The sequence below is a fragment of the Stenotrophomonas sp. AN71 genome (assembly GCF_050435725.1).
GTDB lineage: Bacteria > Pseudomonadota > Gammaproteobacteria > Xanthomonadales > Xanthomonadaceae > Stenotrophomonas.
In genome coordinates this window covers 67,749-92,937 of the sequence record NZ_JBNDKU010000015.1, presented here as the reverse complement: position 1 = coordinate 92,937, position 25,189 = coordinate 67,749, and the positions used below count along the sequence as shown (strand labels likewise).

The following is a 25,189-nucleotide window of genomic DNA, read 5'->3' as shown; positions in this document are numbered from 1 at the left end:
GCCTCCCAAGCGGGAATAGCTCAGTTGGTAGAGCGCAACCTTGCCAAGGTTGAGGTCGCGAGTTCGAGTCTCGTTTCCCGCTCCAGATTCAAGAAAAACGCTCCCGCAAGGGGGCGTTTTTCGTTTGTCACACCGGTTGCACCACCGCCGCGCTAGCGTTTCTTGCCGGGCAGGGCGCTGCACCAGGTCCGGGCATCCTGCTGGTCGAAACCGGGGCAGCGGTTGTCCTGCGGGATGTAGACGTAGGGGACGTCATCTTCGTAGGTGAAGTGGTAGTAGTAGGTCCGGTCCTTTCCGTACAACCAGTAGTTCGACGAGCCGTGGTTGATCGAATACGGTTCGAAGGTGAGGATCGAGGATTCGGCAGGAATGAAGTTGCTGCGCTCCATCAGGAGCAGCAGGGCGTTCGAGGCCAGTGGGGTGGCCAGCGCGACAACGAGCGCAGCGACAATCAGTGTCGTGATCGAGGCAGTCAACAGCCAGCGGCGGGGGCGTTTCACAGGCAGGCAGCATCGAAGCAAGACAGTGCCGCAATGTGCAATACGCAGTGAAAGGCGTCCAGTGTTCCGCGCGGGGAACGCATTGAAAGCGTAGTGAAAGGCTGGGTCAGCGTTGCCTGAACCGAACGCGCGTTGTGACCTTTTTCGGACCAATTCTCCATGTTCGCTCCACAATCGCACGGTAGCCTTCATGCTCCTTCTACACGTTGGCGGGCTGGTGGTCAGGCGTATCACTTCAGTGGCAGTGCCCAGGACCGGGCGCGGACTCTCCCTGCAGGCAGTGCTGCGCCCCAGCGCACTGCTGGCCAGTCTGGCCCTGGCCGGCTGCATGTCGGTGCCGGTTCCGGACCTGCCTGACCGCACTCCCACCACCTGGACCCAGGTGCCGCAGGGGCAGGGCGTGGCCGTGGATGCGAAGCAGTGGTGGAAGGTGTTGTCCGACCCGGCGCTGGACGGTCTGGTCGACCAGGCCATCGCCGGCAACCTGGACCTGCAGCAGGCCACCTTGCGTCTGCAGGCGGTGCGGATCGTGTCCGGTACCTCCGACTCGCGCTTCCTGCCGGAGATTTCAGCCAGCGCCAAGCAGGTGCAGGACGCCGCCGCCGTCGATACCTACTTCCATGCCGGCATTGAAGCTATCTGGGACCTGGGCCTGTTCGGCGCCGCCGAAAGCGCGCAGTTGAGCGCTCAGGCTTCGGCTGGCAATGCCGAGGCCCTGCGCACCGCAGCGCAGGTGGCTGTGGTCGCCGACGTGGTGCGCAGCTATCTGGACCTGACCGTGGCACAGGCCCAGCAGGACCTGCTGGCCCGACAGCAGGCCGTGGACGATCGTGGCGAGCAGCTCGCGCACGTGCGCCAGCGATTGCGTCTGGATGAGCCGGGTGAGCTGGAGCGCCTGCATGCGCGCCAGGCCGCGACCCGCGCCGCGATCGCGCAGGCCCGCGAAAATGCGGACAACGCGGCCCGCGCGCTGGCGCTGCTGCTCGGCCGCGATGGACCGGATCCGGCCTGGCGCGCGTACCGCACGCCGCCGCAGCTGGGCGCGTTCTCGCTGCAGCAGGTTCCGGCGGATCTGCTGCGTCACCGGCCGCAGATCCTGCTGGCCGAATCGGAGGTGATGCAGGCCGCGGCGAGCAAGGGTTCCGCGCGTGCGGCGATGTATCCGCGGGTCAGCCTCGGCGGTTCCATTCTGTACGCCTACAACCTCACCCAGAACGCGCGCTCCAATTCCGATTCCAGTCCCTCGATCGGTCCATACATCGATATCCCGCTGTGGGACTGGGGCCAGCGCCGTGCACGCTTCCATGCCGATGAGAAGCAGCTGGATGCCGCGTTGCTCGGTTACCGCAAGGCGGTGCTGGAAGGTGTGAGTGAAGTGGAAGGCGCGCTGGGCAGTCTGGCGCGGCAGGACAGCAGCATCCAATCGCTGGGCGCGGCCAATGATGCCGCCAGCCAGCAGGTCAAGCGCCAGGCGCGGCAGGTGCAGCTGGGGCTGTCCAGTGAATACGACGGGCTCGACACGCAGCGCGCCGCGCTCACGTCGCAGGCTGATCTGATCGGTGCACGGGGCGCGCGCGTGCTGGCGTTTGCTTCGCTGTACCGCGCGCTGGGCGGTGCGCCGCTGCCGGTCGAGGCTGAGGGTGAGTCGCAATGATCGCACTGGCCCGCAAGACCCTGGCCTATGAGTGGCGCCGGTTCCTGCCGGTGGTGATGGCGATGTGCTTCGCCGGCGTGCTGCTGATCGTGCAGGCGGCGCTGGTGCTGGGCATCTTCGGCACCGCTGCGATCTACGTGAAGGCGTCCTCGGCCGATATCTGGGCCGGGTTTCCGGGTACGCAGAGTGTCAACTACGGCCATGCGATCAGTGCGGATGTGGAAAGCCACCTGCGCATGGACCCGGATGTCACCCGCGTCGAGCCCTATGAGTGGGTTGATGGCGAATGGCGTTCCAGCGCGCAGGGGACCGGCAATGTATCGGTGTATCTGTCCGGCATCTCCACCCGCGATGACGCAATGATGTTCGCGCGGATCCTGCCCGCCGACGTGCGTGTGCTGCTGCGCGAGCCGGGCACGGTGATCGTCGACAGTGCCGACCTCGATACCCTGGGCGTGGATCTGCAGAACAACCGTGCCTGGATCAACGGCAAGGCGGTGCGTGTGGTGGCCGCGCAACCGGGCCTGCGTGGCCTCGGTGGCGTCAACGTGCTGGCCTCGCTGGATACCGCGCGGGCCATTGCCGGTACCGATCCGCATGAAGGCAGCACCTATTTCGTGGCAGGCCTGCGCTCGCCGGAGCTGGCTGACCGCGTACGCGATCGACTGTCGGCATCGATGGGCCGGGCCACGCCGGTCGAGTTCTGGACCGCCCCCGAATTCGCCAGCCGCTCGCAGCAGTACTGGCTGTTCGATACCGGCGCCGGCATCGCGGTGCTGTTCATGGCGGTCATTGTCTGCTTCGTCGGTGCGGTGATCACCAACCAGTCGTTCGCCTCGGTCGTGGCCGGGTCGGTGCGCGAATACGCCACACTCAATGCGCTGGGCGCAGGCCGCTATGCGCTGGCCCGGGTCGTGTTCGAGCAGGCACTGCTGATCGGTGGCGTCGGCATGTTGCTGGCGGCGGCGTTCAGTACCGCGGTGCTGTTGATCGCGCAGACCCAGCGCGTGCCCGTGCAGCTGACGCCGATGGTCATCCTCGGCTGCGTGGCATTGGTGGCGGTGATGGCCATGCTGTCGAGCATCATGGCGGTGCGCAGTGTCGTCCGCTCCGATCCATCATTGCTGCTGCGTTGAGGACCGGCCGATGACATCCACACACACTGTCGCTCCCACCCTGCGGGCCGATGCACTTGAAAAAGGCTTCATGTCCGGCGATGTGCAGGTGCCCGTGCTGCGTGGCCTGTCGCTGGATATCTATCCGCGCGAGCTGACCCTGGTATCCGGTCCGTCCGGTTGCGGTAAGAGCACGCTGTTGTCGCTGCTGTCCGGGCTGTCCTCGCCTGATGGCGGGCGCGTGCACGCGCTGGGCCAGGATGTGGGCCACATGAGCCGCAGCGAGGTGGAGCGCTTCCGCCTGCACCACGTCGGCTTCGTGTTCCAGGGCTTCAACCTGTTTCCGGCGCTGACCGCGCTGGAACAGGTGCAGCTGCCACTGGGTTACCGCGGCATGAGCAATCGTGAAAGCGAGCCGCTGGCCCGCCAGGCGCTGGAGGAGGTCGGCCTCAGCCATCGCAGCCACATGCGTCCGGCGCAGCTGTCCGGCGGTGAGAAGCAGCGCGTGGCCGTTGCCCGCGCCTTCGCCAAGTCGCCAACGCTGATCTTCGCCGACGAACCTACCAGCGCGCTGGATGCCGAAAACGGCCAGCGCGTGATCGATATCCTGCACCGCTATGCACGCGCGCATGGCGCCACCGTGCTGTGCGTGAGCCACGATCCGCGCCTGATCCGGCATGCCGATCGGGTGATCGCCATGGAAGACGGCATGGTCCGTGATGATCGCCGCCAGAACGAAACTGTAGAGTCCGCCCCATGACCAAGACGTCGCACCTGCTCCCGCTCAGCCTGGCCCTGTCCGCAGCATTGCTGCTCGGTGCCTGTTCCAAGGATGCGCCTGCCCCGGCTCAGGCACCTGCGGGCAAGGCCGCTGGCGCCACCGCCGGCAAGGTCGCGGTCGCCCGCGGCATCATCGATGTGGAAGGGGGCCTGATCGCATTGGCGCCGCCGCTGGATGGCTCGATCACCGCGGCAGCGGTGAAGGAGGGTGCCACGGTGAAGAAGGGTCAGCTGTTGCTGTCACTCGATGGCGCCCTGCTGCAGCAGGAAGTGGCGATGGCGACCGCCGACCTGGCCCTGGCCAACGACCGGTTGAAGGGCAGCCAGGCGCAGCTGCGCGAACTGGAACGCAACGCCACCCGCCTGGCCACCGGCGCCAGCGAAGGTGTGTCATCCAACCAGCAGGCCGACGCGGCCAAGCAGCAGTTGGCCGGTGTGCGTGCCGATGTCGATGTGGCAGGCGCGCAGGTCGACATGGCCCAGCACAAGCTGGAGCACGCTCGGCTGAAGCTGCAGCAGATGTCGCTGACCGCGCCGGAAGCCGGCACCGTGGTCGGCCAGGTGCCGGGCCTCGGCGCCTTCGTGCAGGCCGGCAAGCCGGCGATTTCGCTGCTGCCGGCACGCCCGCTGCAGGTGCGTGCCGAACTCAGTGCCGCCTATGCCGACGCGGTGCAGGTCGGCATGCATGCCACCGTGGTACCGGACAGCGACGGCGCCGAGAACACGGGCACGTTGCCGCCGGCGCGCGTGGTGCGCATCAGCCCGGTGTTCGCGCAGGCACGCCTGCCGGAAGACGCCGGGCGCGGTGTGGCCAAGGTGGTGGAGTGCGTGCTGGAGTTCGACGGTGAGGCCAAGGCGCGCTTCGGCCAGCATGTGCGTGTGGAGTTCCGGAAGTAGGTCTAGTGATGCGGCGGCGGCGCGCCAGGGCGCCGTCGACGCTTCAGCGCTCGCCACGCGCTTGCCGCCGACACCAGACATAGCGCCAGCAGCAGGCCCACGTCCAGCAGCAACAGCCACAGCAGATGGGTGCCATGCACGGGCGGCTGGTGCATCGCCGACAGCATCCACGGAACCGACCATGCCAGCAGCAGGGCGAAGGCGATCAGCAGGCGCAGCCACAGCCGCCTCAGTTTCCAGGGCCGCACGATCAACGCGACTACGACCAGTTCTACCGTGCCCAGCAACGCGAACACGATGACGGTGCTGGTCGGGTAGGGCAACTCGGCACCTTCCAGGTGGTGCAGCAGCCAGTAGTCCGGAGTGAAGCCAGCATTGACCAGCGCAGCGATCAGCGCGAACCAGGTCAGTGCGACCAGCATCCAGAAGAATCGGACGTAGCGCTCAGGCATTGGCGGTGTCCATGGCGGCGGGCAGGCGGTTGGGTGATGCATACCATGCGGAGATGACGATTGCGGCCAGTGCCAGCAGGCCGGGCCCGACGGTGAAGTACAGCAGGCGAAGCGGGTGGTTGTGCATCAGTGTCCAGGTCGCGAATGCCAAGGGAATGGCCAGCACGAACAGCTTGGCGAAGAGCGGCCGCAGCACCGCGATCAGCGGTTGGGCACCGAGGAACATCCAGAACAGATGGAACTGGGCGATGCCCAGGCCGATGTCGCGATGGGAGGTGAAGCCGAAATTGTCGCGATACCAGTTCATTCCCAGCGGAATCAGTGACCAGTACAGCAGCGCCACCAGCAGATGCAGCAGCACGGCGATCAACAGGGGCTTGCCACGAAGGAACATGGGCGAACGGAGCCGGGCGGGGCAGCGTACCCCAGTGCGGACGCCCGTGATCGCGTAATGTGAAGACTGTTGACGGCGTGAAGGAATTTGGACACAATAGCCCTCCTTCGACGCAGGTCGAAGAATCTGCGGGAATAGCTCAGTTGGTAGAGCGCAACCTTGCCAAGGTTGAGGTCGCGAGTTCGAGTCTCGTTTCCCGCTCCAGATTCTACAGGGCCCCGGTAGGGGCCTTGTTTTTCTCCCGCCACGGCAAGGTGGGGCACGTTGAGCCACAAGGCTTTACGCGCAGTCAGAAAGGTGAAATCGCTGGTGTGTGTTCCGGATTTCCGGTATCATGGCGGCTTATGCGGGAATAGCTCAGTTGGTAGAGCGCAACCTTGCCAAGGTTGAGGTCGCGAGTTCGAGTCTCGTTTCCCGCTCCATGTTCCGACAAACCCCATCACGGGGTTTTGTCATGTCAGGGACTTCGTTCCTGGCGCGCAGTACGTTGGCCTCATGGCAGAGTGGCTATGCACCGGATTGCAAATCCGTTTACAGCGGTTCGATTCCGCTTGAGGCCTCCAATTGAAAAGCCCTGACTCCGGTCGGGGCTTTTTTGTTTTTGCACGTTGCGCCAGGCCTGCCTGCTACGCTGATTCCACGCATCCACGTTGGCCTCAACCACCGTGGCCAGGGCATCGCCCCACAGCTTTTCCTCGCGATCTGAGCGGCCGCAGCTGAAGGCATTGAAACGCTCACCCGCACGGTGCTGGCCGACAATGGCGCTGCACGTGGGTTGTATGAATCCCTTGGATTCATCGTCGTTGGCGTGGAACCGCAGGCGGTAAAGCGGGAGGGCCGCTACGTGGACATGGTGTTCTACCGGCTGCCATTGCTCTGATATCCGTGGTGATGCCGTGCGCGGGCGCTGGGGGGCAGATACCGCCGAACCGTCGTATCGTGGCAGTCATCCAATGCGGACCAGGGAAAGGTGCGGCATGAAGCGGAATCTGCTTGTTGCAGCGTTGTTGTCGGGCTGCGCACCGTTGGCGGCGGCCCAGGTCTACAAGTGCAAGGGCGCATCCGGGGAGACGGTCTACAGCCAGAATCCGTGTGCGGTTGGCATCGAGCCGATGAAACTGCGCTCCAACCGATCATCGGCCGAAACGGCCGGGGAAGCAGCAAACCGTGCGGCGGTGTATCAGAACACCGAGCTGGCAGACGCCGGCATCGAGGAACGCCACTGCGTGCAGGGCGAGCGCTCGCGGATCTACGGGCCGCTGGACTCACGCGGCCAGCAGGTGGGCCGCCAGGTCGCGGAGCTGAATCGGCAGTTGACCGCGACCAACGCGAATCTGGCCGGTGCCACCCAGGACTCGGGCATCCGTGCGCAGATTGCCAGCCTGCAGCAATACCTCAGCGCGGAGCGGGTTGCGGCGGACACGCAGATGTCGAGTGCGCGCGAACAGTGCGCTTCGACCCGCCGCGAGCGCGAGCGCTCGGTGCGCGAGACATTCAGCAACGCACCGGAAACCACGCGCTGAAACGCGGTCATCATGTGGGATCGTGCAGCGGCGTCTCCGCGCGGAAGTTGCGGCCCTGCGGTTCACCTACGCCCAGGTAGTGGCGGAACAGGTAGATCAGCGGCTTCCATCGGGCCACATCGATGTACTGGGTGCCGGCCACGGTGATGTCCTCGTGGGCATGCACGCAGCGGATGCGGCCTTGGACAATCACGAAGCCCTGATCGTCGTCTTCGCTGGGCGGATGCATCGCCATGACCGTCACTTCCACCTGCAGCGGGCATTCGGCAATCGCGACCGGGGCAACCTGCGCCGAGGCCACTGCAGTGAAGCCAGCTTGTGCGAACTTGTCGTGCACATGCTGGTACCCCAGTGCCAGCTTGGCGGCAGGCACCGGATCGCGTCCGGTGGCACGTGCGATGGCTTCCACCTGCGCGGCCTGTGTGGCTGACGGAAAGTTGAGTACGCACTCGTTGCGCAGCTGCAGGTTGCGATAGCCCTGGCCCTGTACGCCGATGCCCAGTACCACGCGGTTGCCGAGCGCCCAGAAGGAAGAGAGTGGGCTGATGTTGTTGCTGCCATCGTCGTTGAGCGTGGTCATCAGCAGGACCGGTGTGCCCGGATACATGACCGAGGGTGTGATGCGCCGGCGCTGGATCGAAGACGTCGTCACGGCAAGTTCCACGGATGAAGGGCGGTCAGTGTGTCGCGTAGCGGGCCGAAGACGCTTCGGTCTGCATCGAACTGTCTGCCTGCGGCTGCGTGCCACAATGCCGCCATGGTCCACACCTCCGGTTCCCTTGTCAGTGTCGGTGCTCTGGTCGGTGACCAGGCGCGTGCGGCGATGCTGCTGCAGTTGATGGATGGCCGTGCGTACACCGCCATGGAGCTTGCACGGGTGGCCGGGGTCACCCCGCAGACGGCGAGCACGCACCTGCGGCGGATGATCGAGGGCGATCTTCTCGTGGTCATTCCACAGGGGCGCCATCGCTACCACCGTCTGGCCTCAAGCGAGGTCGGCGACATGCTGGAAGGTATCCTGCGCGTAGCCCAGCGCACGCCGTCGTGTACGGCGGCCGCATCGCGCAATCTGCCGGCGCTGCGCGAGGCGCGCTCGTGTTACCGGCACATGGCGGGTGTGCATGCGGTGGCCATTGCCGATCGTCTACTGCTGGCCGGGCACCTGCTGCCGCGCGAGGGCCACTGGCAGTTGAGCGCAGAAGGCGCTGACTTCCTGCGTGGGCTTGGCCAACCGTTGGCCGAGCTGCTGCAGCAGCCGACTGGCCGGCCGGCGCGCTTCTGCCGTGGCTGCCTGGACTGCACCGAGCGACGACCGCACCTGGCCGGTCTGGTGGGCGAGGCCATGCTGGACAGCTTCGTGAAGAACGATTGGTTCAGGCGCGTCGAAGGTCGCCGGGAACTTCGCCTCACTCCCCCAGGGCGTGAGGCGTTGTGGCGACTGTTTGGGCTGACCTGTTGAGCCGCACCGCCAGTCTCAGCCACCCACGACATAGCGAGGCGCTATCGTCATGTTCCAAGTCTTAGGGAGCTGCAATGGCGAGCAAGGACATGAACGATCAAGGCATGCAGGCGGTGCGCCGGCAATGAGCAAATCCTCAGTGGAAGTGCGTTGGCTGACGTTCCGGCTGATGAACGGGCAATCGATCGGGCCGGATCGGTTGATGGATGGGTGGGTGGTGGCTTCGGAAACCCGCCACTGCTGGGTGCGTCGCGAGGCCATCGAAGGCGCCGGCACGGTCTATGCCCTGTATGCCCCGGCCAATCTGGCCTCACCAAGGCGCGCCGAGATGCGCATGCGCGAGTTCCTGATGAGTTCCGGCTACACCTTCACGATGGGCACGCTGGGCGGCTGACGCCGCCTGCCGTGGGCTCACGGGCGTACCGTCAACGCCTGGCCGAGTGTTCCGATCGGGCCATGCATGTCATGAACGGGCGGCCTTCAGTGCCTGCACCACCTGCACTTCGGAAAAGTCGCAATGTCCTTCCCCCACCGCCGGCAGCACCCGTGGCAGCGGCCGCGCGCCAACCTGTGCCGCCAGCTGCGGATACACGGTCTGCATGTGCGGCACGATGGTTGGATCGTTGCTGTTGAACTGGATCACCAGCGGTCGTTTCACCCTGCCGGTCAATGCCAGCGTTGCGCGCACCTGCGCCTGCGCGCTGGGCACGGCGTCGATGCGTCGCACGCCGGCATTGAATGCGGCGTCGTCACCGAAGCCGCTGTAGACCACGCCAACGTTGCCGACAGGCATGCCGCCGCTGCGCGTGGCCAGTTCATGCAGGACCAGCGCGTGCAGGCTGATCGTGCCGGGCAGTGCGTCGCTGGACACCTGCAACTGCCTGGCGATCACCGCAGCATGCTGCGGGTCACGTTGCAGTGCACTGGCAATACCCTGATACAGCGTTGCCTGCGGAAGTCCGGCCGCCTCGCGCGATGCCAGCCCGGCGGTCGGCAGGCCATCTGCCTTGGGAAAAAAGTAGTCGAATGCCAGCAGCGTGGTCAGCAGGTCGGCCGCGATCTGTTCGCCAGCGAGATTGGCGCCGCATAGCGAAACACCGCCTGCGTAGTGCTGCGGAAAGCGCTCGAGGCTGGCGATCGTCACCGCGCCTCCCATCGAGAATCCCAGGATCCAGGTATGGCGAACACGCTTCAGTTCGGTCAGTACGTGCTGGCGCAGCCGTTCGTTGTCAGTGATCGCATCGGCCACCGCCCAGCCCTGGCTGGCGTAGGCGCTCTGGGCCACGGCGTAGCCGGCAGCGAGCAGCGGTGCGGTGCTGTCGCTGGCGGTCATCGGGGTCGTGCGTGGCACGCCCACCGGCTCGTAGCCATGGGTCAGCATCACCAGATCGCCGTTCCAGTGCTGCGGCACGTCCAGTCGCCATGGGGCGCCCTGCAGTTCACCGCTGAGCATGCGGGCAGCAGCAGGGGCCTGCGTCCATACGGGTGACGAAGCAGGCAGCAGGCCGAGAAGCAGGACGCATCGAAGCAAAGGGCGCATCGCGGTGACTTCATCCGGGAACAGCGTCGAGCATAGATCCGGGCCAGAACCTGCGCGCGCTGCGCTGCCGCACGGGGTTTCGGACTGTTCCTGCGTCGTCCTGCACTGGGCGCGTGATCCGGCAGACTACGCCGCTTCATCTGCCACTTCGTGGCACCTGTACTGGTGAATGGCTTCGTGGTGATCCGCCATGCGCGGCGGTGATGGATGAACGTGCGAGGTATCAGCGCGCCGGCGCGGAACCACCACAGGCGATGCGATGCATCGGGAAGTCGATCGCTTGCCCGGGGTTGTCCTGCGCCACCTCGATGCGCGCGTGCGCACGCTGCTCGTCCAGGCGCCGGTAGTGGATGCGCTGCGGGAAGTCGTTGGCCGGGTTCTCGAACACCGCCTCATCGGCATCGACCCGGGTGGCATTGAAGTCGGTGGCGTGCTGCCCGGAGGGCAACGCGGTCAATACCAGACGGCCATCTTCATGCTGGCGCAGCTGCATGAATTCGAAACCAACGGTGCGGCCGTCACGCAGGCTGCGGCTACTGCCCAACAAGGTATCCCCGGCCAGGGTGGACCATTGCTCGCCGGCGCCGGCCGGCTGCCCGTCCAGCTGCCAGCAACCGGCCAGCCAGGCCAGGTGCTCGATCTTCGCTGGCGTGGTGGCCCAGGCGTGGGCAGCTGCGAGCAGCAGCAACGGCACAGCCAGGGCGGTACGGATCGACATCGGTGCCTCCATGCGCGGGATGCTGCGGCCTGTATAGCGCCCTGGGAATCGAGCGGCCAGTGCCGTCCATTTCAGTCGTGATTCCGATACGATTTGTTGCATAGAGCGCTATCTGCTTGATCTGGAGTCCCCTTCATGGTTGATCGCCTTGCCCTCCTGCTCGAGCGTTTCGCGGTTACGGCGTCGGTGTTCCATGCCGGGGCGCTGTGTGGCATCAATACGCTGGAGGGTGAGGACGAGGCCGGCCAGCTGCACCTGGTGCGACGTGGCCCGCTGCAGGTCAGCCATGGCCAGCAGACCGTGCAGGTCGAGGTCCCCAGCCTGCTGCTGTACCCGCGACCGATGCCGCACCGCTTCAGCGCAGATCCGCAGCAGGGCGCCGACATGGCCTGTGCCAGCCTGCATTTCGAAGGGGGCCGGCTCAATCCGATCAGCGCGGCCTTGCCTGATTTCGTCTGCCTGCCGCTGGCCGATCTTTACGGCGGCAACACGGCGCTGGAACTGCTGTTCGAGGAAGCGTTCGAGCAGCGCTGCGGCCGCGCAGCGATGGTCAACCGTCTGTTCGAGGTGGTGATGATCCAGGTGCTGCGCCAGTTGATGGAGGGGGGCGAGATGCGGGGTGGTCTGTTCGCCGGCCTCGGTCATCCACGATTGCGGTTGGCGCTGGTGGCGATGCACCAGGCGCCGGCACAGGCGTGGACGCTGGAGGATCTGGCCGACGTTGCGGGCATGTCGCGCAGCGTGTTTGCGGCCAGTTTCCGCGAAGCGATGGGCACCACTCCGGGCCAGTACCTGCAGGGCTGGCGGGTAGGGCTGGCGCAGCAGGCGCTACGCCAGGGCCGACCATTGAAGCGGATCGCCGACGAGGTGGGCTACGGCAGCGAAGCAGCCCTGTCGCGCGCGTTCAAGGCGCATACCGGGCAGTCGCCTCGGGCGTGGCGGGGGCAGGCGCGGGCCAGCGTGGCCTGAGTCTCAGCCCAGTACCAGCCGGGCCAGCTTCATGCCGCCGAACAGGCCAGCCAGGCCCAGTGCCACCGAGCCGCCGGCATACAGTGCCGCCAGCCCATGCTGGCCGCGTTCCAGCAGCAGGCCGATTTCCAGCGCATAGGTGGAAAAGGTGGTGTAGCCGCCCAGGATGCCGGTGGCCAGCAGCAGGCGCAGCTGTGGCGACGCGCCATTGCGCAGGGCGAAGGCCTCGACCACCACGCCCATCAGCAAGGCGCCGCTGATGTTGATCAGGAAGGTCGACCAGGGCCATGGGCTGCCCACGGCTACCCGCGCGCCGATCAGATTGCAGGCGTGCCGCAGGCAGGCGCCGAAGCCGCCTCCCACGAAGACCAGAAGATAGTTGTTCAATGCTTGCATTGCGTGCCTCGAGTGCGGGTTCGCAGAGTCGATGGCGAACGCCGATGGCAGGCACGGCCTGCCGTCGACGAACACCGCGTTCGTCCTGGCAGGAGCCATCAGCCTTATCGGGCGGTTATCGGGGGAGCCCCATCCCCATCGTGGACCATGCTACCAGCGGTGGCGTGCCAACGTCATCGCGTTCACGTCATCGAGGTCATCAGCACGCGGGCCACCTTGCTGCGACTGAATCCGTCCATCAGCAGCTCGAAGGCCAGCAGGTCCAGCGCTGCGTGGCGGCGGTGGTCGATCTCCAGGCCGTTCTCGGCGACCAGGTGGCTGACCAGCTCGTAGGCGTCCTGCCAAACATCCAGATGGGCCTGGCTGGGGATGTAGGCATTGCCGGGCTCGCCGACGCCGCGTCCACTAACCCCGTACAGCAGTTCACGCGCATCCAGCTTGGCCGCATCGGCGATGCGGAACAGCTGTTCGGCCTTCACATGGGCGGGGCTGACATGGTCGTTGAGCCAGTTGCTGATGGTTGCCGTCGTCGATTCGGCGGCGCGTGCCAGATCGGCCGGGCGCGGGTGCCCGGCTTTCTTCATGGCGGTGGCGAGTCGTTGGCCAAGAGTATTCATCTATGCAAGCCAGCTTAACGGGTGGAACGCAAAGAATCCTTGTCACAAGAATCAGACTGGTTAACAGAGGGACTGGACGTGACCGGATTCTGGAGCAAGCGGCAGGTGCGAACCCGGCTGGGCTTTCGTACCGATGCCGAACTGGCGCGATTCTTTGGCATAAGCCGATCTGCAGTGTCGCAATGGCCCAGGGATCTGCCGATTCCTGCGTTACGTCAATACATCCTGCATCAGTGCTACCCGGCACTGTTCCCGGCTGCTGAGGCGTCAGAGCGCAATTCGGGCTGATCAACGCCGCATTTTGTCGCATCCAGCATTATTTGGGTCACTTGCTAAGTATGCTTAGCAAAATAGAAAACTTCGATGGATCAACGGATCGCCATTGGCTGGGTCTACCGGGATTCGACTTGCAGGCGCGGGGTGGCGTGTCGGGTCCGGCCCATCCGCGGAGCCCGTCCTCCCGTATGTAGTTTCGTGAACGATTAATAATTTCGATCACGAAAGTCGCTGCATGTAATTGACCTGTCGTGAAATCTATGACTAATTGGGATCAACCGGACGTGAAGCCCGGGAGTCTTTCAGTAGCTCGCAAGTGAATCGGTAGACCGTCAACGATGCAGAACAAGTCCAACGGAGGTCGTATGGAATACGGCATGCATGGCTTGGCTGAACGGGTACGCCGCGAACTGGAAGCCAGTTATCACAAACACGGATGCGGTCCGGCGTTCTGGGATACGTACCAGCAGGTGCTGGATCGCCTGGTCCCGCAGGGGACCGAGCGTACCGAGGTCACCAATGAGATGGCGTTGATCATCGAGCAGTTGGGCATCGTCCGACGTGCGCAGCTGGTGCCGCCACACGCCAACGGGCCGCGTTGATCGGCTGATTCAGAGCAGGCGCCAGGCGCCGCAGGCCAACAGCGCCAGCAGCATCGACAGTAGAGCCAGGGTCCGCGGCCGCCACCAGCGCCGCGGTTGCCCGGCCATCGCCTGCGGACTGCAGTAGCGCACCAGCCCCGGGCCGAAACCGGCCTGGTGCTGCTGCCGTGCGCAGGCTTCCAGGCAGGCGCCACAGGCCAGGCAGTCGGCCTGCGGTCCCTGGCGGATGTCCAGCTGCATCGGGCAGGCGCTGACACACGCCGCGCAGTCCGTGCAGTCGCCAAGGCGGTTGTCGCCGAAAGTGGGCATCGGCCCGGCCAACAACGGGTGTGCGGCGCGGAAGACGTAGTCCTGCGCGGTGGTCGGGTCGAGCAGGCCGCGGCCGCGGCCCAGCACGCCGCCCAGACCGGAGGGGCGTGGTCCACGTGGTTCACCACGACGTGCGTCGTACAGCATGCGCGGCGTATGCGGATCGGTCAGCAGCGGCTGCATGCGGGCGAACGGACACAGCGAATGGCACACCTGCTCGCGCAGGAAACCGGCGTTGCCCCAGGTGGCACCGGCATAGAACAGCACCCAGAAGGTTTCCCAGCCGCTCCAGCCCAGCAGGGGAGTGGCGTTCACAAGGGCGTGGATCGGGCTGAACAGGCCGACGAACGTGATGCCGGTCCACAGCGACAGCAGCGCCCAGGCCACCTGGGTGGCGGGACGCACGGCGGCCGCCGGGATTACGCGCGCCAGGCCGGCCGCGATCCAGTCGAAGGCGCGTCGCCACAGCGTCTGCGGGCAGGCGTGACCGCACCAGACCCGGCCCGCCAGATGGGTGAGCAGTGCAAGGCTGATGGCCAGTACCGCCAACAGGCCGATCAGCATGCCGACGTCGCTGGGCCACAGGGTCCAGCCGAACAGGTCGAAGCGCCGTGCGTTGATGTCCAGCAGCAGGGCCTGGCGCCCATCCCACTGCAGCCAGGGCAGTGCGTAGAACAGCGCCAGCAACGCTGCGCTCAGCGCGCCACGCCAGCGCCAGGGGCGCGGAATTCGGGTGCAGGTCGTAGTCATCCCAGAGGCAGCTCGTCATCGTCGTCGCCCGGCAGCGGGCGCTGCAGGTACCAGGTGACCGCGCTGGACAGCGCCGTCACCGCCCAGAACATGAAGAAGCCGGCCGTGTAGCCGAGCTCGCGGCTGACCGTCGAGCCCGGAAAGGTGATCGCCTGCAGCCGCAGCGGGTCGACGAAGGCGAAGAACACCACGCTGGCCAGGCCCGCAGCGATGAAGCTGGGCCAGAGGATGGCGCCCCAGTGCTGGATCAGCTGTTGGCGGCGGCTGGGAGAAGGTCTGTTCATGCTGTCCCGGATCGAAATGAGGGCGGCGCGTATACTTCGCCGAAGTTGGCGCGGCATCCGCAGGGCATGCTTCCTGCAAGCGTGCCAGCCTAGGTGCAGCGGACTGCACCGACATTGATCTGGATCAACGGTGGTGCCGGCCGGCTGCGGCACACTGCCGGCAAGCTTTGGGTGCCCTGATGAACGCAACACCGCCGCCTGTTCTTCCCGTCGCCTCGCTCACGCTGTGCACCGAGCAGGAAGTGACCCGCCTGGTCCACGATTTCTATGCGCGGGTACGCGAGGAAGAGCGGCTGGGACCGGTGTTCGACGCGCACGTGCACGACTGGCCGGAGCACCTGGCGCAGCTGGTCGACTTCTGGTCTGCGATGCTGCGTGGAACCCGCCGTTTCAAGGGTTCGCCGATGTCCAAGCACATGGCCATCGACCTGGACAAGGACCTGTTCGACCGTTGGCTGGTGCTGTTCCGCATCACCACCGCCGAGTGCAACAACCCGCCCATGCAGGAGCTGGCCGACGATGTCGCCGCGCGCATCGGTGACACCTTCTGGAAGCGCTACCAGATGCTGCGCTGGCCGCAGGTTGGACTGCCGGTGCTGGGGATGCCTGCCAAGGATTGATCTGGGTCAAGGCGGCGCAGGCCATCCGGCGCGATGCTGGCGGCATGGACACGTTCTCTCCCACCGCCGGTGGCCTGGCCTGGACGTTCGACCCCGAGTTGCTGCGCCGGCATGACCGGCCGGGGCCGCGTTACACCTCGTACCCGACCGCGCCGCATTTTCATGATGGCTTCGATGCGCCGGCACTGCGCCAGGCGATCGCCGACAGCAACCAGCTGGCGCGCGCGCTGTCGTTGTACGTGCACGTGCCGTTCTGCTCCAGCCCCTGCTTCTACTGCGGCTGCAACCGGGTCATCACCCGTGATCGTGGCCGTGGTCACAGCTATGTGTCGCGTGTGCTGGCCGAGGCCGACCTGCTGGCGCCACAGTTCGAGGACGGCCGTGAGGTCATCCAGCTGCACCTGGGCGGTGGCACCCCGAATTTCCTCGATGCCGAGGCGATGACCACGCTGGTGGAAGGGCTGCGTCGTCGTTTCGACTTCAGTGATTCAGCCCAGCGCGATTTCTCGATCGAGCTCGACCCGCGCTTCATCGACACCCACGACGTGGCGATGCTGGCGCGGCTGGGCTTCAACCGGGCCAGCCTGGGCGTGCAGGATTTCGATCCGCTGGTACAGGAGTCGATCAACCGCGTGCAGGGCGTGCAGCAGACGCTGGACATCCTGCAGGCCTGCCGCGACAGCGGCATGCGTTCGGTCAACGTCGACCTGATCTATGGCCTGCCGGGGCAGAGCCTGGACGGCTTCGGACGTACCCTGGAACGGGTGCTGGCGTTGCGCCCGGATCGCCTGGCGGTCTATGGCTATGCGCACCTGCCGCACCTGTTCCGCGCACAGAAGCAGATCGACGAGAGCCGGTTGCCCTCACCGGAAGACAAGCTGGCGCTGTTGGGCCTGGCGGTGGAGAGACTTTCCGCTGCCGGCTACCAGTACATCGGCATGGATCATTTCGCGCTGCCTGAGGAAGACCTGTCGCGCGCGCAGCGCGCCGGTCAGCTGCACCGCAACTTCATGGGTTACACCACCCACGCCGATACCGATCTGCTGGGCCTTGGGGTCAGTGCGATCAGCCATATCGGGGCCACCTACAGTCAGAATCCGCGCGACCTGCCGTCGTGGGAGGATGCGGTGGACCAGGGCCAACTGCCGGTCTGGCGTGGCGTGGCCCTGAGTGCCGACGACCAGCTGCGCGCCGAGCTTATCCAACAGCTGATGTGCCAGGGCGAGGTGGATGGTGCGGTGCTTGGACAGCATCACGGCGTGGACTTCGAGCGGTACTTCGCCGAGGACCTGCGTTCGGTGCGGCGGCTGCAGGAGGATGGCCTGGCCGAGTACCGCGATGGCGTGGTACGTGCCAGCGAGCCGGGTCGACCGCTGCTGCGGCTGTTGGCGATGTGTTTCGATCCCTACCTGCGTGCCGCACACGAGCAGCCGCGCTACTCGCGTGCGATCTGATCGCTCGGGGCTTCTTGCCGACGCCGGGTTCTGGAGGGTGGTGGTCGAACAGGCATTGTCAGTGACTGGGATCGTCTGCCGATCACGCCCTCTGGCTCCAACTGTCGTTGGCATCTGCGAGAGGCGGGGGGACGCTGTGCGGAACCGTCAATGCGAAGAACGGTTTTGGCGGCTACGCCGGTGAAGGGCGCTTCCTCGCAGCTATGAGCTACACGAAAGCCGGGCAGATGACGCTCTCCACTGCGTTCTTTGAGTCGAGCATGCCTGCCGTCATGTGGGACGCCATGTGGAGCGCTCAATGCAAGGAGTGAAGCGCCCCGCTGGAGCGGGGTTCGAGGTAGAGTCTTGCGACTCTCCAGGGCCAGTTGCCCTGGAGAGGATCGGCTCGAAGCACTGCTGAAGAATTCACTCAGGGGCGCACCGGTCGGGATCACGATTCCAGCAATCGCGACCCACATCGTTGGCTCCCCAAAACATGCGATGGTGCCCGGAGCCGGAATCGAACCGGCATGGGGTTGCCCCCGGCGGATTTTAAGTCCGATGCGTCTACCAGTTTCGCCATCCGGGCCTGCAGCGCGGCGCCGATTGTAGCCCACCGGCGGAGTGGCAGCGGGATTGCGGCGGGGCGGCCATGTGCTTAACTGTCGTTCCCATTCATGTCATAGTCCCAGCCATCGTTCCCAGGGGGGGAGCCGCCCGATGTCGCTGCACGCGATTGCCTATGCCAGTGAGGCCCGCGCCGATCTGCAGACAACCGATCTTGATCGCCTGCTGGGTGATGCCACGACCTTCAACCGTGTAGCCGGCGTCACCGGTGTCCTCATGTTCGATGGCAGCCGCTTCCTGCAGTACCTGGAAGGCCCGGAGGATGGTATCGATTCGGTATTCCAGCGCATCGTCAATGCACGCAGCCATGGGCAGATGAGGGTGTTGTGCCGCGCGCCCGTCGCGGAGCGCGCATTCCCGCGCTGGTCGATGGGCACGCGGCGCATCGATGCGGATCAGCTGGTGCAGATTGTCGATGCGGCGTGGCCGGGCTTCCTGCTCGGCAGTGGCGGCTTCGAGCGCCTTCGGCAGGCATGGACCGGCGCCGATGGCGAACTGGAACCGGCGGCGGTCGCACTGGGATCGTGATCCTGCCTTGGCGGCAGGGTGTCGCGGCCGTTACGCTGTAGCCTTACTGGTGTAGGTTCTCCGGAATGGTGCAGCAAATGAGCATGTTGGCAGAAGCGATGGCGGCGGACGTGCGGTTTCTTCCGTTGCTCGCGGTGCTTCGATGAGCGCGCCATTGGCCGCGGCGGACATGCCGCGCTTCGCGGTGATCGGCCTGGGCTATGTGGGGCTGCCGCTTGCGGTGGCCTTCGGCCGGTATTGGCCGACGCTCGGTTTCGACATCGATGCCGTGCGCATCGACGAGCTGCGTCGCGGGCATGACCACACGCTGGAGATGGAGGCCGATGAGCTGGCCGGTGCGCCGCTGCTACAGTACGGCGGTGATCCTGCACTGCTGGATGCGTGCAACGTCTATATCGTGACCGTGCCGACGCCGATCGATGCCTACGAGCAGCCCGACCTGGAACCGTTGCGCTCGGCCACGCGGCTGATCGCCAGCCACCTGCGCGCCGGCGACCTGGTGATCTACGAATCCACGGTCTATCCGGGCACCACCGAAGAGGTCTGCGTGCCGCTGCTGGAGCAGGGCTCGGGGCTGAGCTTCAACGACGATTTCTACTGCGGCTACAGTCCGGAGCGGGTCAGCCCCGGCGATCGCCAGCGGCGCCTGGCCGACATCCGCAAGATCACCTCCGGCTCGACGCCTGAAGTTGCTGCGGTGATTGATCGCCTGTACCAGCGCATCATCACCGCCGGTACGTTCCCGGCGCCGTCGATCCGCGTGGCCGAGGCGGCCAAGGTGGTCGAGAACATCCAGCGCGACGTCAACATCGCACTGGTCAACGAGCTGGCGTTGATCTTCGACAGGCTCGGCATCGACACCCAGGACGTGCTCGATGCGGCGGGCAGCAAGTGGAACTTCCTGCCGTTCCGCCCGGGCCTGGTCGGCGGCCATTGCATCGGCGTGGACCCGTACTACCTGCTGCACAAGTCCGAAAGCGTGGGTTACCACCCGGACCTGATCCACACTGCGCGCCAGGTCAACAACCGTGTCGGTGAGCACGTGGCGGCGCGGGTGCTGGCGATGCTGGCCGAACGCGGCCGCGCGCCGGCGCAATCCCGCATCCTGGTGTTGGGCGTGACCTTCAAGGAGGACTGTCCGGACCTGCGCAACAGCCGCGCACTGGAGCTGGCGCAGCGCCTGCGTGATTCCGGCGCGCAGGTCGAGGTCAGCGACCCGTGGGTCGGCCCGGCGGTGATGGCCGACGAGGGGGTGCACTGGCTGGCCGAGCCGGTGGCGGGACGCTATGACGCCGTGGTGCTGGCCGTGGCCCACGCCCGCTTCAAGACGATGGATGAGGCGCAGATCCGAGCCCTGCTGGCGCCGGGTGGCCTGGTCTACGACGTGAAATCGGCCTGGCCGCGCAACGTGGTTGACGATCGCCTGTAAACCCCGTTGGCGGGTGGCGCGGTAGACTTGCGGCAGTTGCAACCAAGGAACGCCATGCACCGGTATATCGTCTACCTGCTCGCCATCCTGATGTTTCCAATCTGCCTGTGGCTGGCCACGATCTGGCCGGCCTGGTACTGGGGCGTCGGCCTGACTGCCGCGATGGTGGCGCTGGGGACCTGGGACCTGCTGCAGAAGCGCAGCACACTGCGCCGCAACTATCCGGTGATGGCGCATTTCCGCTACGGCCTGGAATCGATCGGCCCGGAGATCCGCCAGTACTTCGTGCAGAGCGACCTGGAAGACGTGCCGTTCTCGCGCCAGCAGCGTGCACTGATCTACCAGCGCGCCAAGAACGAGATGGACACGGTGCCGTTCGGCACGTTGCGCAGTACCTACGCAGTGGACTATGAGTGGATCAACCACTCGCTGGCGCCGACCACCATCGCCAAGCATGATTTCCGCGTGCTGATCGGCCCCAACTGTGCCAAGCCCTACACGGCCAGCGTGTTCAACATCTCGGCGATGAGCTTTGGTTCGTTGTCGGCCAACGCGATCCGTGCGTTGAACGAAGGCGCGCGGCGCGGTGGCTTCTACCACGATACCGGCGAGGGTTCGATCTCACCTTACCATCGTGAGATGGGGGGCGACCTGGTATGGGAGATCGGCTCGGGCTACTTCGGTTGTCGCGACGAAAAGGGCGGTTTCAGCGAGGAGCGATTCATCGCCAACGCCACCCACGACCAGGTCAAGATGATCGAGATCAAGCTGTCGCAGGGTGCCAAGCCGGGGCACGGCGGCGTGCTGCCGGCGCCGAAGGTGACTGCCGAGATCTCGGTGACGCGCGGTGTGCCGATGGGCGTGGACTGCGTGTCACCGTCGCGTCATTCTGCGTTCTCCACGCCGGTCGAGCTGCTGCAGTTCGTCGCCCGCCTGCGCGAGCTGTCCGGTGGCAAGCCGGTGGGCTTCAAGCTGGCCATCGGCCATCCGTGGGAATGGTTCGGTATCGCCAAGGCGATGCAGGAAACCGGCCTGCTGCCGGACTTCATCGTGGTCGATGGTGCGGAAGGGGGTACTGGCGCGGCGCCGGCCGAGTTTGTCGATCATGTCGGTGTGCCGATGCATGAGGCGTTGCTGCTGGTGCACAACACCCTGGTCGGACTCGATCTGCGTGAGCGTATCCGTATCGGCGCGGCCGGCAAGATCACCAGTGCGTTCGACATCGCGCGCACCATCGCGTTGGGCGCCGACTGGTGCAATGCAGGCCGGGGCTTCATGTTCGCGCTGGGCTGCATCCAGTCGCTGAGCTGCCACACCGACAAATGCCCGACCGGCATCGCGACCCAGAACCCGGCACGCTGGAAGCACCTGGATGCGCCGGACAAGGCCACCCGCGTGCACAGCTTCCACGAGCACACGCTGCATGCCCTGAAGGAACTGTTGTGTGCGGCCGGCCTGAACGATCCGGCCGAACTGGGGCCGGAACACATTCTGCGCCGGGTTTCGCCGGTGGAAATCCGTTCGCTGGCCTCGCTGTACCGCTACCTGGAACCCGGTGAACTGCTGCACAAGGTGCCGGACCACGCGGTGTTCCATGCGTTCTGGGCCGACGCGCGCAGCGATTCGTTCCAGCCGCCGCCGAAGATCCAGGCATTGCGCGCCAGCAAGTCGCGATAGCGATTCTGTAGCGTCGGGCCATGCTCGACTGTCTTGTTTTTGTAGAGTCGAGCAAGCTCGACTCCACGAGGAGAAATCATGCAGTTCAGGACCGGAACCATGGATGATGTGGATGCGTTGTGGGCCCTGCGCACGCGCTGCGTGCGCGAGACCTGCAGCAGTCACTATCCGGCTGAAGTGATCGCCCCGTGGTCAGCCTCGCCGGCACCGGCGCAGTACACCCGGCTGCTGGAGCAGGGCGGTTGCGTGGTGGCCGAAGATGTACAGGGTGCCTTGCTGGGGTTTGGTGTGTTCGATGCCAGCGGCAACGAGGTGGATGCCTTGTTTGTTGACCCGGACCGTGGCGGCCAGGGCATCGGCCAAGCGCTGATGCAGCACCTGCTGGACATGGCCGACCGCAGCCGTGATGTGGTGCTGTCAGCTTCGCTCAACGCGGTTCCGTTCTACCAGCGGCAGGGTTTCATCAGCATGCGCGAAGAGGCCTATCCGCATCCCAGCGGCGTTGCGCTGGCCTCGGTAAGCATGCGCCGACCGTGGTGAAGGGGTGTTGCCTGCTTCGGTAGAGTCAAGCATGACTCGACTCTACCCGGCAGGCGTCACCGCGCTGCCAACCAGGCGATCACGCCATTGGCCGCATGCAGCCCGCTGGCGTAGCAGGCGGTCAACAGATAGCCGCCAGTCGGCGCTTCCCAGTCCAGCATCTCGCCGGCGCAGAACACGCCGGGCAGGCCGCGCAGCATCAACCCTTCATCCAGTGCTTCCAGGCGCACGCCACCGGCCGTACTGATTACTTCGGCGATCGGGCGCGGCCTCAGCAGACGCAGCGGCAGACGCTTGAGCGTGGCCACCACTGCCGGCAGATCATTGCCAGCCTCCTTGCCGAGGATCTCGAACACCAGCGCGGCCTTCACCGCATCCAGGCCGGCCTGGCGGCGCAGGTGCTCACCGAAGCTGCGGCCCTTGCGCGGGCGTGACAGCTCGGCCAGCAGGCGGGCTTCGTCGCGGCCCGGCACCAGGTCCAGCCACAGCATGGCGTGGCCATCGCGGTTGATGGTTTCGCGCAGGTCTGCGGCAAGGGCATAGACCAGGCTGCCTTCGATGCCGTACTCGCTGGCCACGCATTCGCCCTGCAGCGACTGCGGCTGGCCGGCGAGGTCGATCCAGTGCGCAACCACCGGCTTCAGTGGCGCGCCGGCATTGCGCTGGGCAAAGAACGGTGTCCAGTCCACGTCGAAGCCGCAGTTGGCCGACTGCAGTGGCGCAATGTCCACGCCCCGAGCCTGCAGTTGTGCGGTCCAGGCGCCATCGCTGCCCAGTTGTGGCCAGCTGCCGCCGCCCATCGCCAGCACGCTGGCATCGGTACGAACATCGATCTCGCCCGCTTCGGTGGCGAAGCGCAGGGCGCCGTCGTCGCTCCAGCCGATCCAGCGATGATTGGCGTGCAGGCGCACACCCTGTTCCTTCAGCCGGCGCACCCAGCCGCGCAGCAGCGGCGCGGCCTTGCGGTCGACCGGGAACACGCGGCCGGAGCTGCCGACGTAGGTGTCCACGCCGAGGCCAGCGGCCCACTCGCGCAGTGCCTGCGCGTCGAAGCCGTCCAGCCAGTAGCCGACTGCGGTGGCCTGCTCACGGTAGCGGCTGTCGAACAGCGGGCGTGGATCGGAATGGGTGAGGTTGAGCCCACCTTTGCCGGCAATCAGGAACTTGCGGCCGGGCGAACCCTTGGCCTCGTACAGGTCCACGTCCAGGCCAGCGGCGCGCAGGCGTTCGGCGGCGAACAGGCCGGCCGGGCCGCCGCCAACGACGGCGACCCGCTGGGGCGATGCGGTATTACGGTTTGACATCGAGCAGCTCGACATCGAACACCAGCGACGAGCCGGCCGGGATCGGGCCGACCCCGCGGTCGCCGTAGCCATACGCCGGGGGAATCATCAGCGTGCGCTTGCCGCCGACCTTCATGCCGGCCACGCCTTCGTCCCAGCCACGGATGACCTGGCCGGCGCCGAGCGCAAAGGTGAACGGTTCGCCACGGCTGACCGAACTGTCGAAGGTCTTGCCGTGCTTGCTCTCGGTGCGGCTGTCATAGATCCAGCCGGTGTAGTGCACGGTGACCTTGCTGCCGGGGACGGCTTCGGCGCCGGTACCGGGCACGCTGTCGATGCGCTCGAAGGTGCTCAGGGTGCCGCCTGGCGGCGGGCCGGCGGGCTCGCTCGAACAGCCAATGGCAGCAAGGGACAGCAACAGGGGAAGCAGCAGGCGGCGCATCGTGCGTCTCCAGAAGGGGGCAGGGCGAGGGCGGCAAGGGTAGCGCATCGGCGCCGGGTATCATGGTGGCATGGCCAAACTCCTGCTCAACCTGCGCAATGTCGGCAACGACGAATATGCCGATGTCTGCACGCTGCTGGACCAGCATCGCATCGCCTGGTACCGCACCGAACCCAGCCCGTGGGGCATTTCCAACGGCGGCCTGTGGCTGCGGGAGGATGCCGACCATCCCCGTGCCAAGGCGTTGATGGCCGAATACCAGGCCGAGCGCGGCCCGCGTATCCGGGCCGAGCGCGAGCAGGCGCTGCGCGATGGCACCGCAGAGACCTTCGGCAGTCTGTTGCGCCGACGACCGATGTTCGTGCTGTTGGTGCTGTTGGGAATGGCCGGGGCCGCGGCGCTGGTGCTGCTGCCGTTCATGCTGTTGCGGGGATGACGGGTTTCCGGCCGGGTTGCACCCGGCACCGGGGTCGGATCCCTCTGCTGGGCGGAGGGCTCTGGCCCCGAGGTCTGGAGGCGCTAAAATGACCGCATGATCGCCAATACCGCCGCCTACCATTTCGCCGTCATCGACGCCCCCCAGGTCCTCTGCGACCAGCTGCTGGCGCGTGCCGAGGCGGCGGCGCTGCGGGGGACGATCCTGGTAGCGGGTGAGGGGCTGAACCTGTTCCTGGCCGGTGAGCCAGGGGCCATCGAGGGGTTCTATGCGGCGCTGCATGAAGACGCGCGCTTTACCGGTCTGCGGGTCAAGACCAGCCTCAGCGAGCACCAGCCGTTCGCGCGGCTGAGGGCCAAGGTGAAAGACGAGATCATCAGCTTCCGCCGCGATGACGGTCAGCCGCTGGACTATCCGCGTGCACCGGCGGTCGATCCGGGCACCGTACAGCGTTGGCTGCGGCAGGGGCATGATGACACCGGCAAGCCGGTGGTGATGCTCGATACACGCAACCTGCAGGAAGTGGAGTACGGCACCTTCAAGGATGCGCTGGTGCTGCCCATCCACAAGTTCACCGACCTGCCCGAAGCGCTGGCGCCGCACCGCGAGATGCTGAAGGACAGCACCGTGGTCAGCTTCTGCACCGGCGGCATCCGCTGCGAAAAGGCCGCGCTGTGGATGGTCAACGATGGCATGGACAACGTGCTGCAGCTCGATGGCGGCATCCTTGGCTACTTCGAAGAGGTGGGCGGAGAAGGCTATGAGGGCCGCTGTTTCGTGTTCGATGAGCGCGTTGCACTGGATGCCGAGCTGAAGCCGATGGTCGATCAGCCGCTGCCGGAGCCGCGCCCCAGCGCGTTCTGACCGGCCCTGCGGTAGCGCCGGGCCATGCCCGGCGGGAAATGTCGATTCCCCGGTAGAGCCGGCCGCTGGCCGGCT

The 25,189-nt window shown here is 65.9% G+C and carries 30 protein-coding genes, 5 tRNA genes and 1 riboswitch; of the genes, 22 read left to right on the top strand and 13 right to left on the bottom strand.

What is annotated here, in order from left to right:
* Positions 1–9: 9 nt before the first annotated feature.
* Positions 10–85, top strand: a tRNA-Gly gene (locus ABH900_RS19105).
* A gap of 67 nt (positions 86–152) precedes the next feature.
* Here the strand turns inward: ABH900_RS19105 and ABH900_RS19100 are convergent.
* Positions 153–500: a hypothetical protein gene (locus ABH900_RS19100; protein ID WP_429624718.1), complete on the bottom strand. Its 348-nt coding sequence runs from the start codon at positions 498–500 to the stop codon at positions 153–155.
* Positions 501–690: 190 nt separating this feature from the next.
* On the opposite strand from ABH900_RS19100, the gene ABH900_RS19095 reads away from it, so the two are divergent.
* Genes ABH900_RS19095 through ABH900_RS19080 form a run of 4 tightly spaced genes read left to right on the top strand, consistent with a single transcriptional unit; the run spans position 691 to position 4,946 of the window.
* A complete protein-coding gene (locus ABH900_RS19095; protein ID WP_429624717.1) occupies positions 691–2,154 on the top strand; it encodes an efflux transporter outer membrane subunit in 1,464 nt (487 codons plus the stop codon).
* Positions 2,151–3,290 carry an ABC transporter permease gene (locus tag ABH900_RS19090; RefSeq protein ID WP_429624715.1) on the top strand — a complete coding sequence of 380 codons (1,140 nt, stop codon included), beginning with the start codon at positions 2,151–2,153 and terminating at the stop codon, positions 3,288–3,290. Before ABH900_RS19095 ends, ABH900_RS19090 begins: the two co-directional genes overlap by 4 nt.
* A 10-nt stretch (positions 3,291–3,300) precedes the next feature.
* Positions 3,301–4,029 carry an ABC transporter ATP-binding protein gene (locus ABH900_RS19085; protein ID WP_429624714.1) on the top strand — a complete coding sequence of 243 codons (729 nt, stop codon included), beginning with the start codon at positions 3,301–3,303 and terminating at the stop codon, positions 4,027–4,029.
* The gene (locus ABH900_RS19080; protein ID WP_429624712.1) at positions 4,026–4,946 is read left to right on the top strand and encodes an HlyD family secretion protein; all 921 of its coding nucleotides are present in this window, start codon (positions 4,026–4,028) and stop codon (positions 4,944–4,946) included. Before ABH900_RS19085 ends, ABH900_RS19080 begins: the two co-directional genes overlap by 4 nt.
* A 2-nt stretch (positions 4,947–4,948) precedes the next feature.
* Here the strand turns inward: ABH900_RS19080 and ABH900_RS19075 are convergent, their stop codons facing one another.
* Both ABH900_RS19075 and ABH900_RS19070 read right to left on the bottom strand, forming a co-directional pair.
* Positions 4,949–5,398 carry a hypothetical protein gene (locus ABH900_RS19075; protein WP_429624711.1) on the bottom strand — a complete coding sequence of 150 codons (450 nt, stop codon included), beginning with the start codon at positions 5,396–5,398 and terminating at the stop codon, positions 4,949–4,951.
* On the bottom strand, positions 5,391–5,792 hold the full coding sequence (locus ABH900_RS19070; RefSeq protein ID WP_429624710.1) for a hypothetical protein: 402 nt from the start codon (positions 5,790–5,792) through the stop codon (positions 5,391–5,393). Before ABH900_RS19070 ends, ABH900_RS19075 begins: the two co-directional genes overlap by 8 nt.
* A gap of 128 nt (positions 5,793–5,920) precedes the next feature.
* On the opposite strand from ABH900_RS19070, the gene ABH900_RS19065 reads away from it, so the two are divergent.
* From ABH900_RS19065 to ABH900_RS19050, 4 genes are all read left to right on the top strand, one after another.
* A tRNA-Gly gene (locus ABH900_RS19065) sits at positions 5,921–5,996 on the top strand.
* Between the two features lie 142 nt (positions 5,997–6,138).
* Positions 6,139–6,214, top strand: a tRNA-Gly gene (locus tag ABH900_RS19060).
* 67 nt (positions 6,215–6,281) lie between these two features.
* Positions 6,282–6,355: transfer RNA gene (locus tag ABH900_RS19055), tRNA-Cys, on the top strand.
* Between the two features lie 414 nt (positions 6,356–6,769).
* Entirely contained in the window at positions 6,770–7,315 is a 546-nt protein-coding gene (locus ABH900_RS19050) for a DUF4124 domain-containing protein (protein WP_429624708.1), read from the top strand.
* Positions 7,316–7,325: 10 nt separating this feature from the next.
* On the opposite strand, the gene ABH900_RS19045 is transcribed toward ABH900_RS19050, so the two are convergent.
* The gene (locus ABH900_RS19045; protein WP_429624724.1) at positions 7,326–7,922 is read right to left on the bottom strand and encodes a flavin reductase family protein; all 597 of its coding nucleotides are present in this window, start codon (positions 7,920–7,922) and stop codon (positions 7,326–7,328) included.
* 150 nt (positions 7,923–8,072) lie between these two features.
* On the opposite strand from ABH900_RS19045, the gene ABH900_RS19040 reads away from it, so the two are divergent.
* Positions 8,073–8,774, top strand: a complete 702-nt coding sequence (locus ABH900_RS19040; RefSeq protein WP_429624707.1) for an ArsR/SmtB family transcription factor — start codon at positions 8,073–8,075, stop codon at positions 8,772–8,774.
* Positions 8,775–8,898: 124 nt separating this feature from the next.
* On the top strand, positions 8,899–9,168 hold the full coding sequence (locus tag ABH900_RS19035; RefSeq protein ID WP_429624705.1) for a hypothetical protein: 270 nt from the start codon (positions 8,899–8,901) through the stop codon (positions 9,166–9,168).
* 69 nt (positions 9,169–9,237) lie between these two features.
* Here the strand turns inward: ABH900_RS19035 and ABH900_RS19030 are convergent, their stop codons facing one another.
* Together ABH900_RS19030 and ABH900_RS19025 are read right to left on the bottom strand one after the other, a co-directional pair.
* Complete coding sequence (locus tag ABH900_RS19030) at positions 9,238–10,314, bottom strand: alpha/beta hydrolase family protein (RefSeq protein WP_429624704.1); 1,077 nt, start codon at positions 10,312–10,314, stop codon at positions 9,238–9,240.
* A gap of 223 nt (positions 10,315–10,537) precedes the next feature.
* Complete coding sequence (locus ABH900_RS19025; RefSeq protein WP_429624702.1) at positions 10,538–11,032, bottom strand: DUF6265 family protein; 495 nt, start codon at positions 11,030–11,032, stop codon at positions 10,538–10,540.
* A 135-nt stretch (positions 11,033–11,167) separates the two neighbouring features.
* On the opposite strand from ABH900_RS19025, the gene ABH900_RS19020 reads away from it, so the two are divergent.
* Positions 11,168–12,001, top strand: a complete 834-nt coding sequence (locus tag ABH900_RS19020; RefSeq protein WP_429624701.1) for a cupin domain-containing protein — start codon at positions 11,168–11,170, stop codon at positions 11,999–12,001.
* Between the two features lie 3 nt (positions 12,002–12,004).
* Here ABH900_RS19020 and crcB read toward each other — a convergent pair whose 3' ends face one another.
* Positions 12,005–12,397, bottom strand: a complete 393-nt coding sequence (gene crcB / locus ABH900_RS19015; protein WP_429624699.1) for a fluoride efflux transporter CrcB — start codon at positions 12,395–12,397, stop codon at positions 12,005–12,007.
* Positions 12,398–12,479: 82 nt separating this feature from the next.
* Positions 12,480–12,543, bottom strand: a riboswitch (Fluoride riboswitch).
* A 36-nt stretch (positions 12,544–12,579) separates the two neighbouring features.
* Entirely contained in the window at positions 12,580–12,981 is a 402-nt protein-coding gene (locus tag ABH900_RS19010) for a transcriptional regulator (protein WP_429624697.1), read from the bottom strand.
* A 111-nt stretch (positions 12,982–13,092) separates the two neighbouring features.
* Between ABH900_RS19010 and ABH900_RS19005 the strand changes: the two genes are divergently transcribed.
* A complete protein-coding gene (locus ABH900_RS19005) occupies positions 13,093–13,302 on the top strand; it encodes a hypothetical protein (RefSeq protein ID WP_429624723.1) in 210 nt (69 codons plus the stop codon).
* 353 nt (positions 13,303–13,655) lie between these two features.
* Positions 13,656–13,892, top strand: a complete 237-nt coding sequence (locus ABH900_RS19000; protein WP_005416001.1) for a hypothetical protein — start codon at positions 13,656–13,658, stop codon at positions 13,890–13,892.
* 9 nt (positions 13,893–13,901) lie between these two features.
* On the opposite strand, the gene ABH900_RS18995 is transcribed toward ABH900_RS19000, so the two are convergent.
* Positions 13,902–14,951, bottom strand: coding sequence for a 4Fe-4S dicluster domain-containing protein (locus ABH900_RS18995; protein WP_429624695.1), 1,050 nt, complete (start codon positions 14,949–14,951; stop codon positions 13,902–13,904).
* On the bottom strand, positions 14,948–15,235 hold the full coding sequence (locus ABH900_RS18990; RefSeq protein WP_429624693.1) for a hypothetical protein: 288 nt from the start codon (positions 15,233–15,235) through the stop codon (positions 14,948–14,950). The genes ABH900_RS18995 and ABH900_RS18990 overlap by 4 nt, the downstream gene beginning before the upstream one ends.
* A gap of 179 nt (positions 15,236–15,414) precedes the next feature.
* On the opposite strand from ABH900_RS18990, the gene ABH900_RS18985 reads away from it, so the two are divergent.
* The gene (locus ABH900_RS18985) at positions 15,415–15,855 is read left to right on the top strand and encodes a group III truncated hemoglobin (RefSeq protein WP_429624692.1); all 441 of its coding nucleotides are present in this window, start codon (positions 15,415–15,417) and stop codon (positions 15,853–15,855) included.
* Positions 15,856–15,899: 44 nt separating this feature from the next.
* Positions 15,900–17,309 carry an oxygen-independent coproporphyrinogen III oxidase gene (gene hemN / locus ABH900_RS18980; protein ID WP_429624691.1) on the top strand — a complete coding sequence of 470 codons (1,410 nt, stop codon included), beginning with the start codon at positions 15,900–15,902 and terminating at the stop codon, positions 17,307–17,309.
* Positions 17,310–17,790: 481 nt separating this feature from the next.
* On the opposite strand, the gene ABH900_RS18975 is transcribed toward hemN, so the two are convergent.
* Positions 17,791–17,877: transfer RNA gene (locus ABH900_RS18975), tRNA-Leu, on the bottom strand.
* 131 nt (positions 17,878–18,008) lie between these two features.
* Between ABH900_RS18975 and ABH900_RS18970 the strand changes: the two genes are divergently transcribed.
* From ABH900_RS18970 to ABH900_RS18955, 4 genes are all read left to right on the top strand, one after another.
* Positions 18,009–18,443: a BLUF domain-containing protein gene (locus tag ABH900_RS18970; RefSeq protein ID WP_429624689.1), complete on the top strand. Its 435-nt coding sequence runs from the start codon at positions 18,009–18,011 to the stop codon at positions 18,441–18,443.
* A 142-nt stretch (positions 18,444–18,585) separates the two neighbouring features.
* Positions 18,586–19,872, top strand: a complete 1,287-nt coding sequence (locus ABH900_RS18965; protein ID WP_429624688.1) for a nucleotide sugar dehydrogenase — start codon at positions 18,586–18,588, stop codon at positions 19,870–19,872.
* 54 nt (positions 19,873–19,926) lie between these two features.
* A complete protein-coding gene (locus tag ABH900_RS18960; protein ID WP_429624687.1) occupies positions 19,927–21,549 on the top strand; it encodes an FMN-binding glutamate synthase family protein in 1,623 nt (540 codons plus the stop codon).
* A gap of 78 nt (positions 21,550–21,627) precedes the next feature.
* Complete coding sequence (locus tag ABH900_RS18955; RefSeq protein WP_429624686.1) at positions 21,628–22,089, top strand: GNAT family N-acetyltransferase; 462 nt, start codon at positions 21,628–21,630, stop codon at positions 22,087–22,089.
* A 56-nt stretch (positions 22,090–22,145) separates the two neighbouring features.
* Here the strand turns inward: ABH900_RS18955 and ABH900_RS18950 are convergent, their stop codons facing one another.
* Together ABH900_RS18950 and ABH900_RS18945 are read right to left on the bottom strand one after the other, a co-directional pair.
* Positions 22,146–23,393: a TIGR03862 family flavoprotein gene (locus ABH900_RS18950; RefSeq protein ID WP_429624685.1), complete on the bottom strand. Its 1,248-nt coding sequence runs from the start codon at positions 23,391–23,393 to the stop codon at positions 22,146–22,148.
* Entirely contained in the window at positions 23,380–23,814 is a 435-nt protein-coding gene (locus ABH900_RS18945; protein ID WP_429624684.1) for an FKBP-type peptidyl-prolyl cis-trans isomerase, read from the bottom strand. Before ABH900_RS18945 ends, ABH900_RS18950 begins: the two co-directional genes overlap by 14 nt.
* A 70-nt stretch (positions 23,815–23,884) precedes the next feature.
* On the opposite strand from ABH900_RS18945, the gene ABH900_RS18940 reads away from it, so the two are divergent.
* Both ABH900_RS18940 and ABH900_RS18935 read left to right on the top strand, forming a co-directional pair.
* Positions 23,885–24,250 carry a DUF6164 family protein gene (locus ABH900_RS18940; protein WP_429624683.1) on the top strand — a complete coding sequence of 122 codons (366 nt, stop codon included), beginning with the start codon at positions 23,885–23,887 and terminating at the stop codon, positions 24,248–24,250.
* A gap of 96 nt (positions 24,251–24,346) precedes the next feature.
* Entirely contained in the window at positions 24,347–25,114 is a 768-nt protein-coding gene (locus tag ABH900_RS18935) for a sulfurtransferase (protein WP_429624682.1), read from the top strand.
* Positions 25,115–25,189 lie beyond the last annotated feature (75 nt).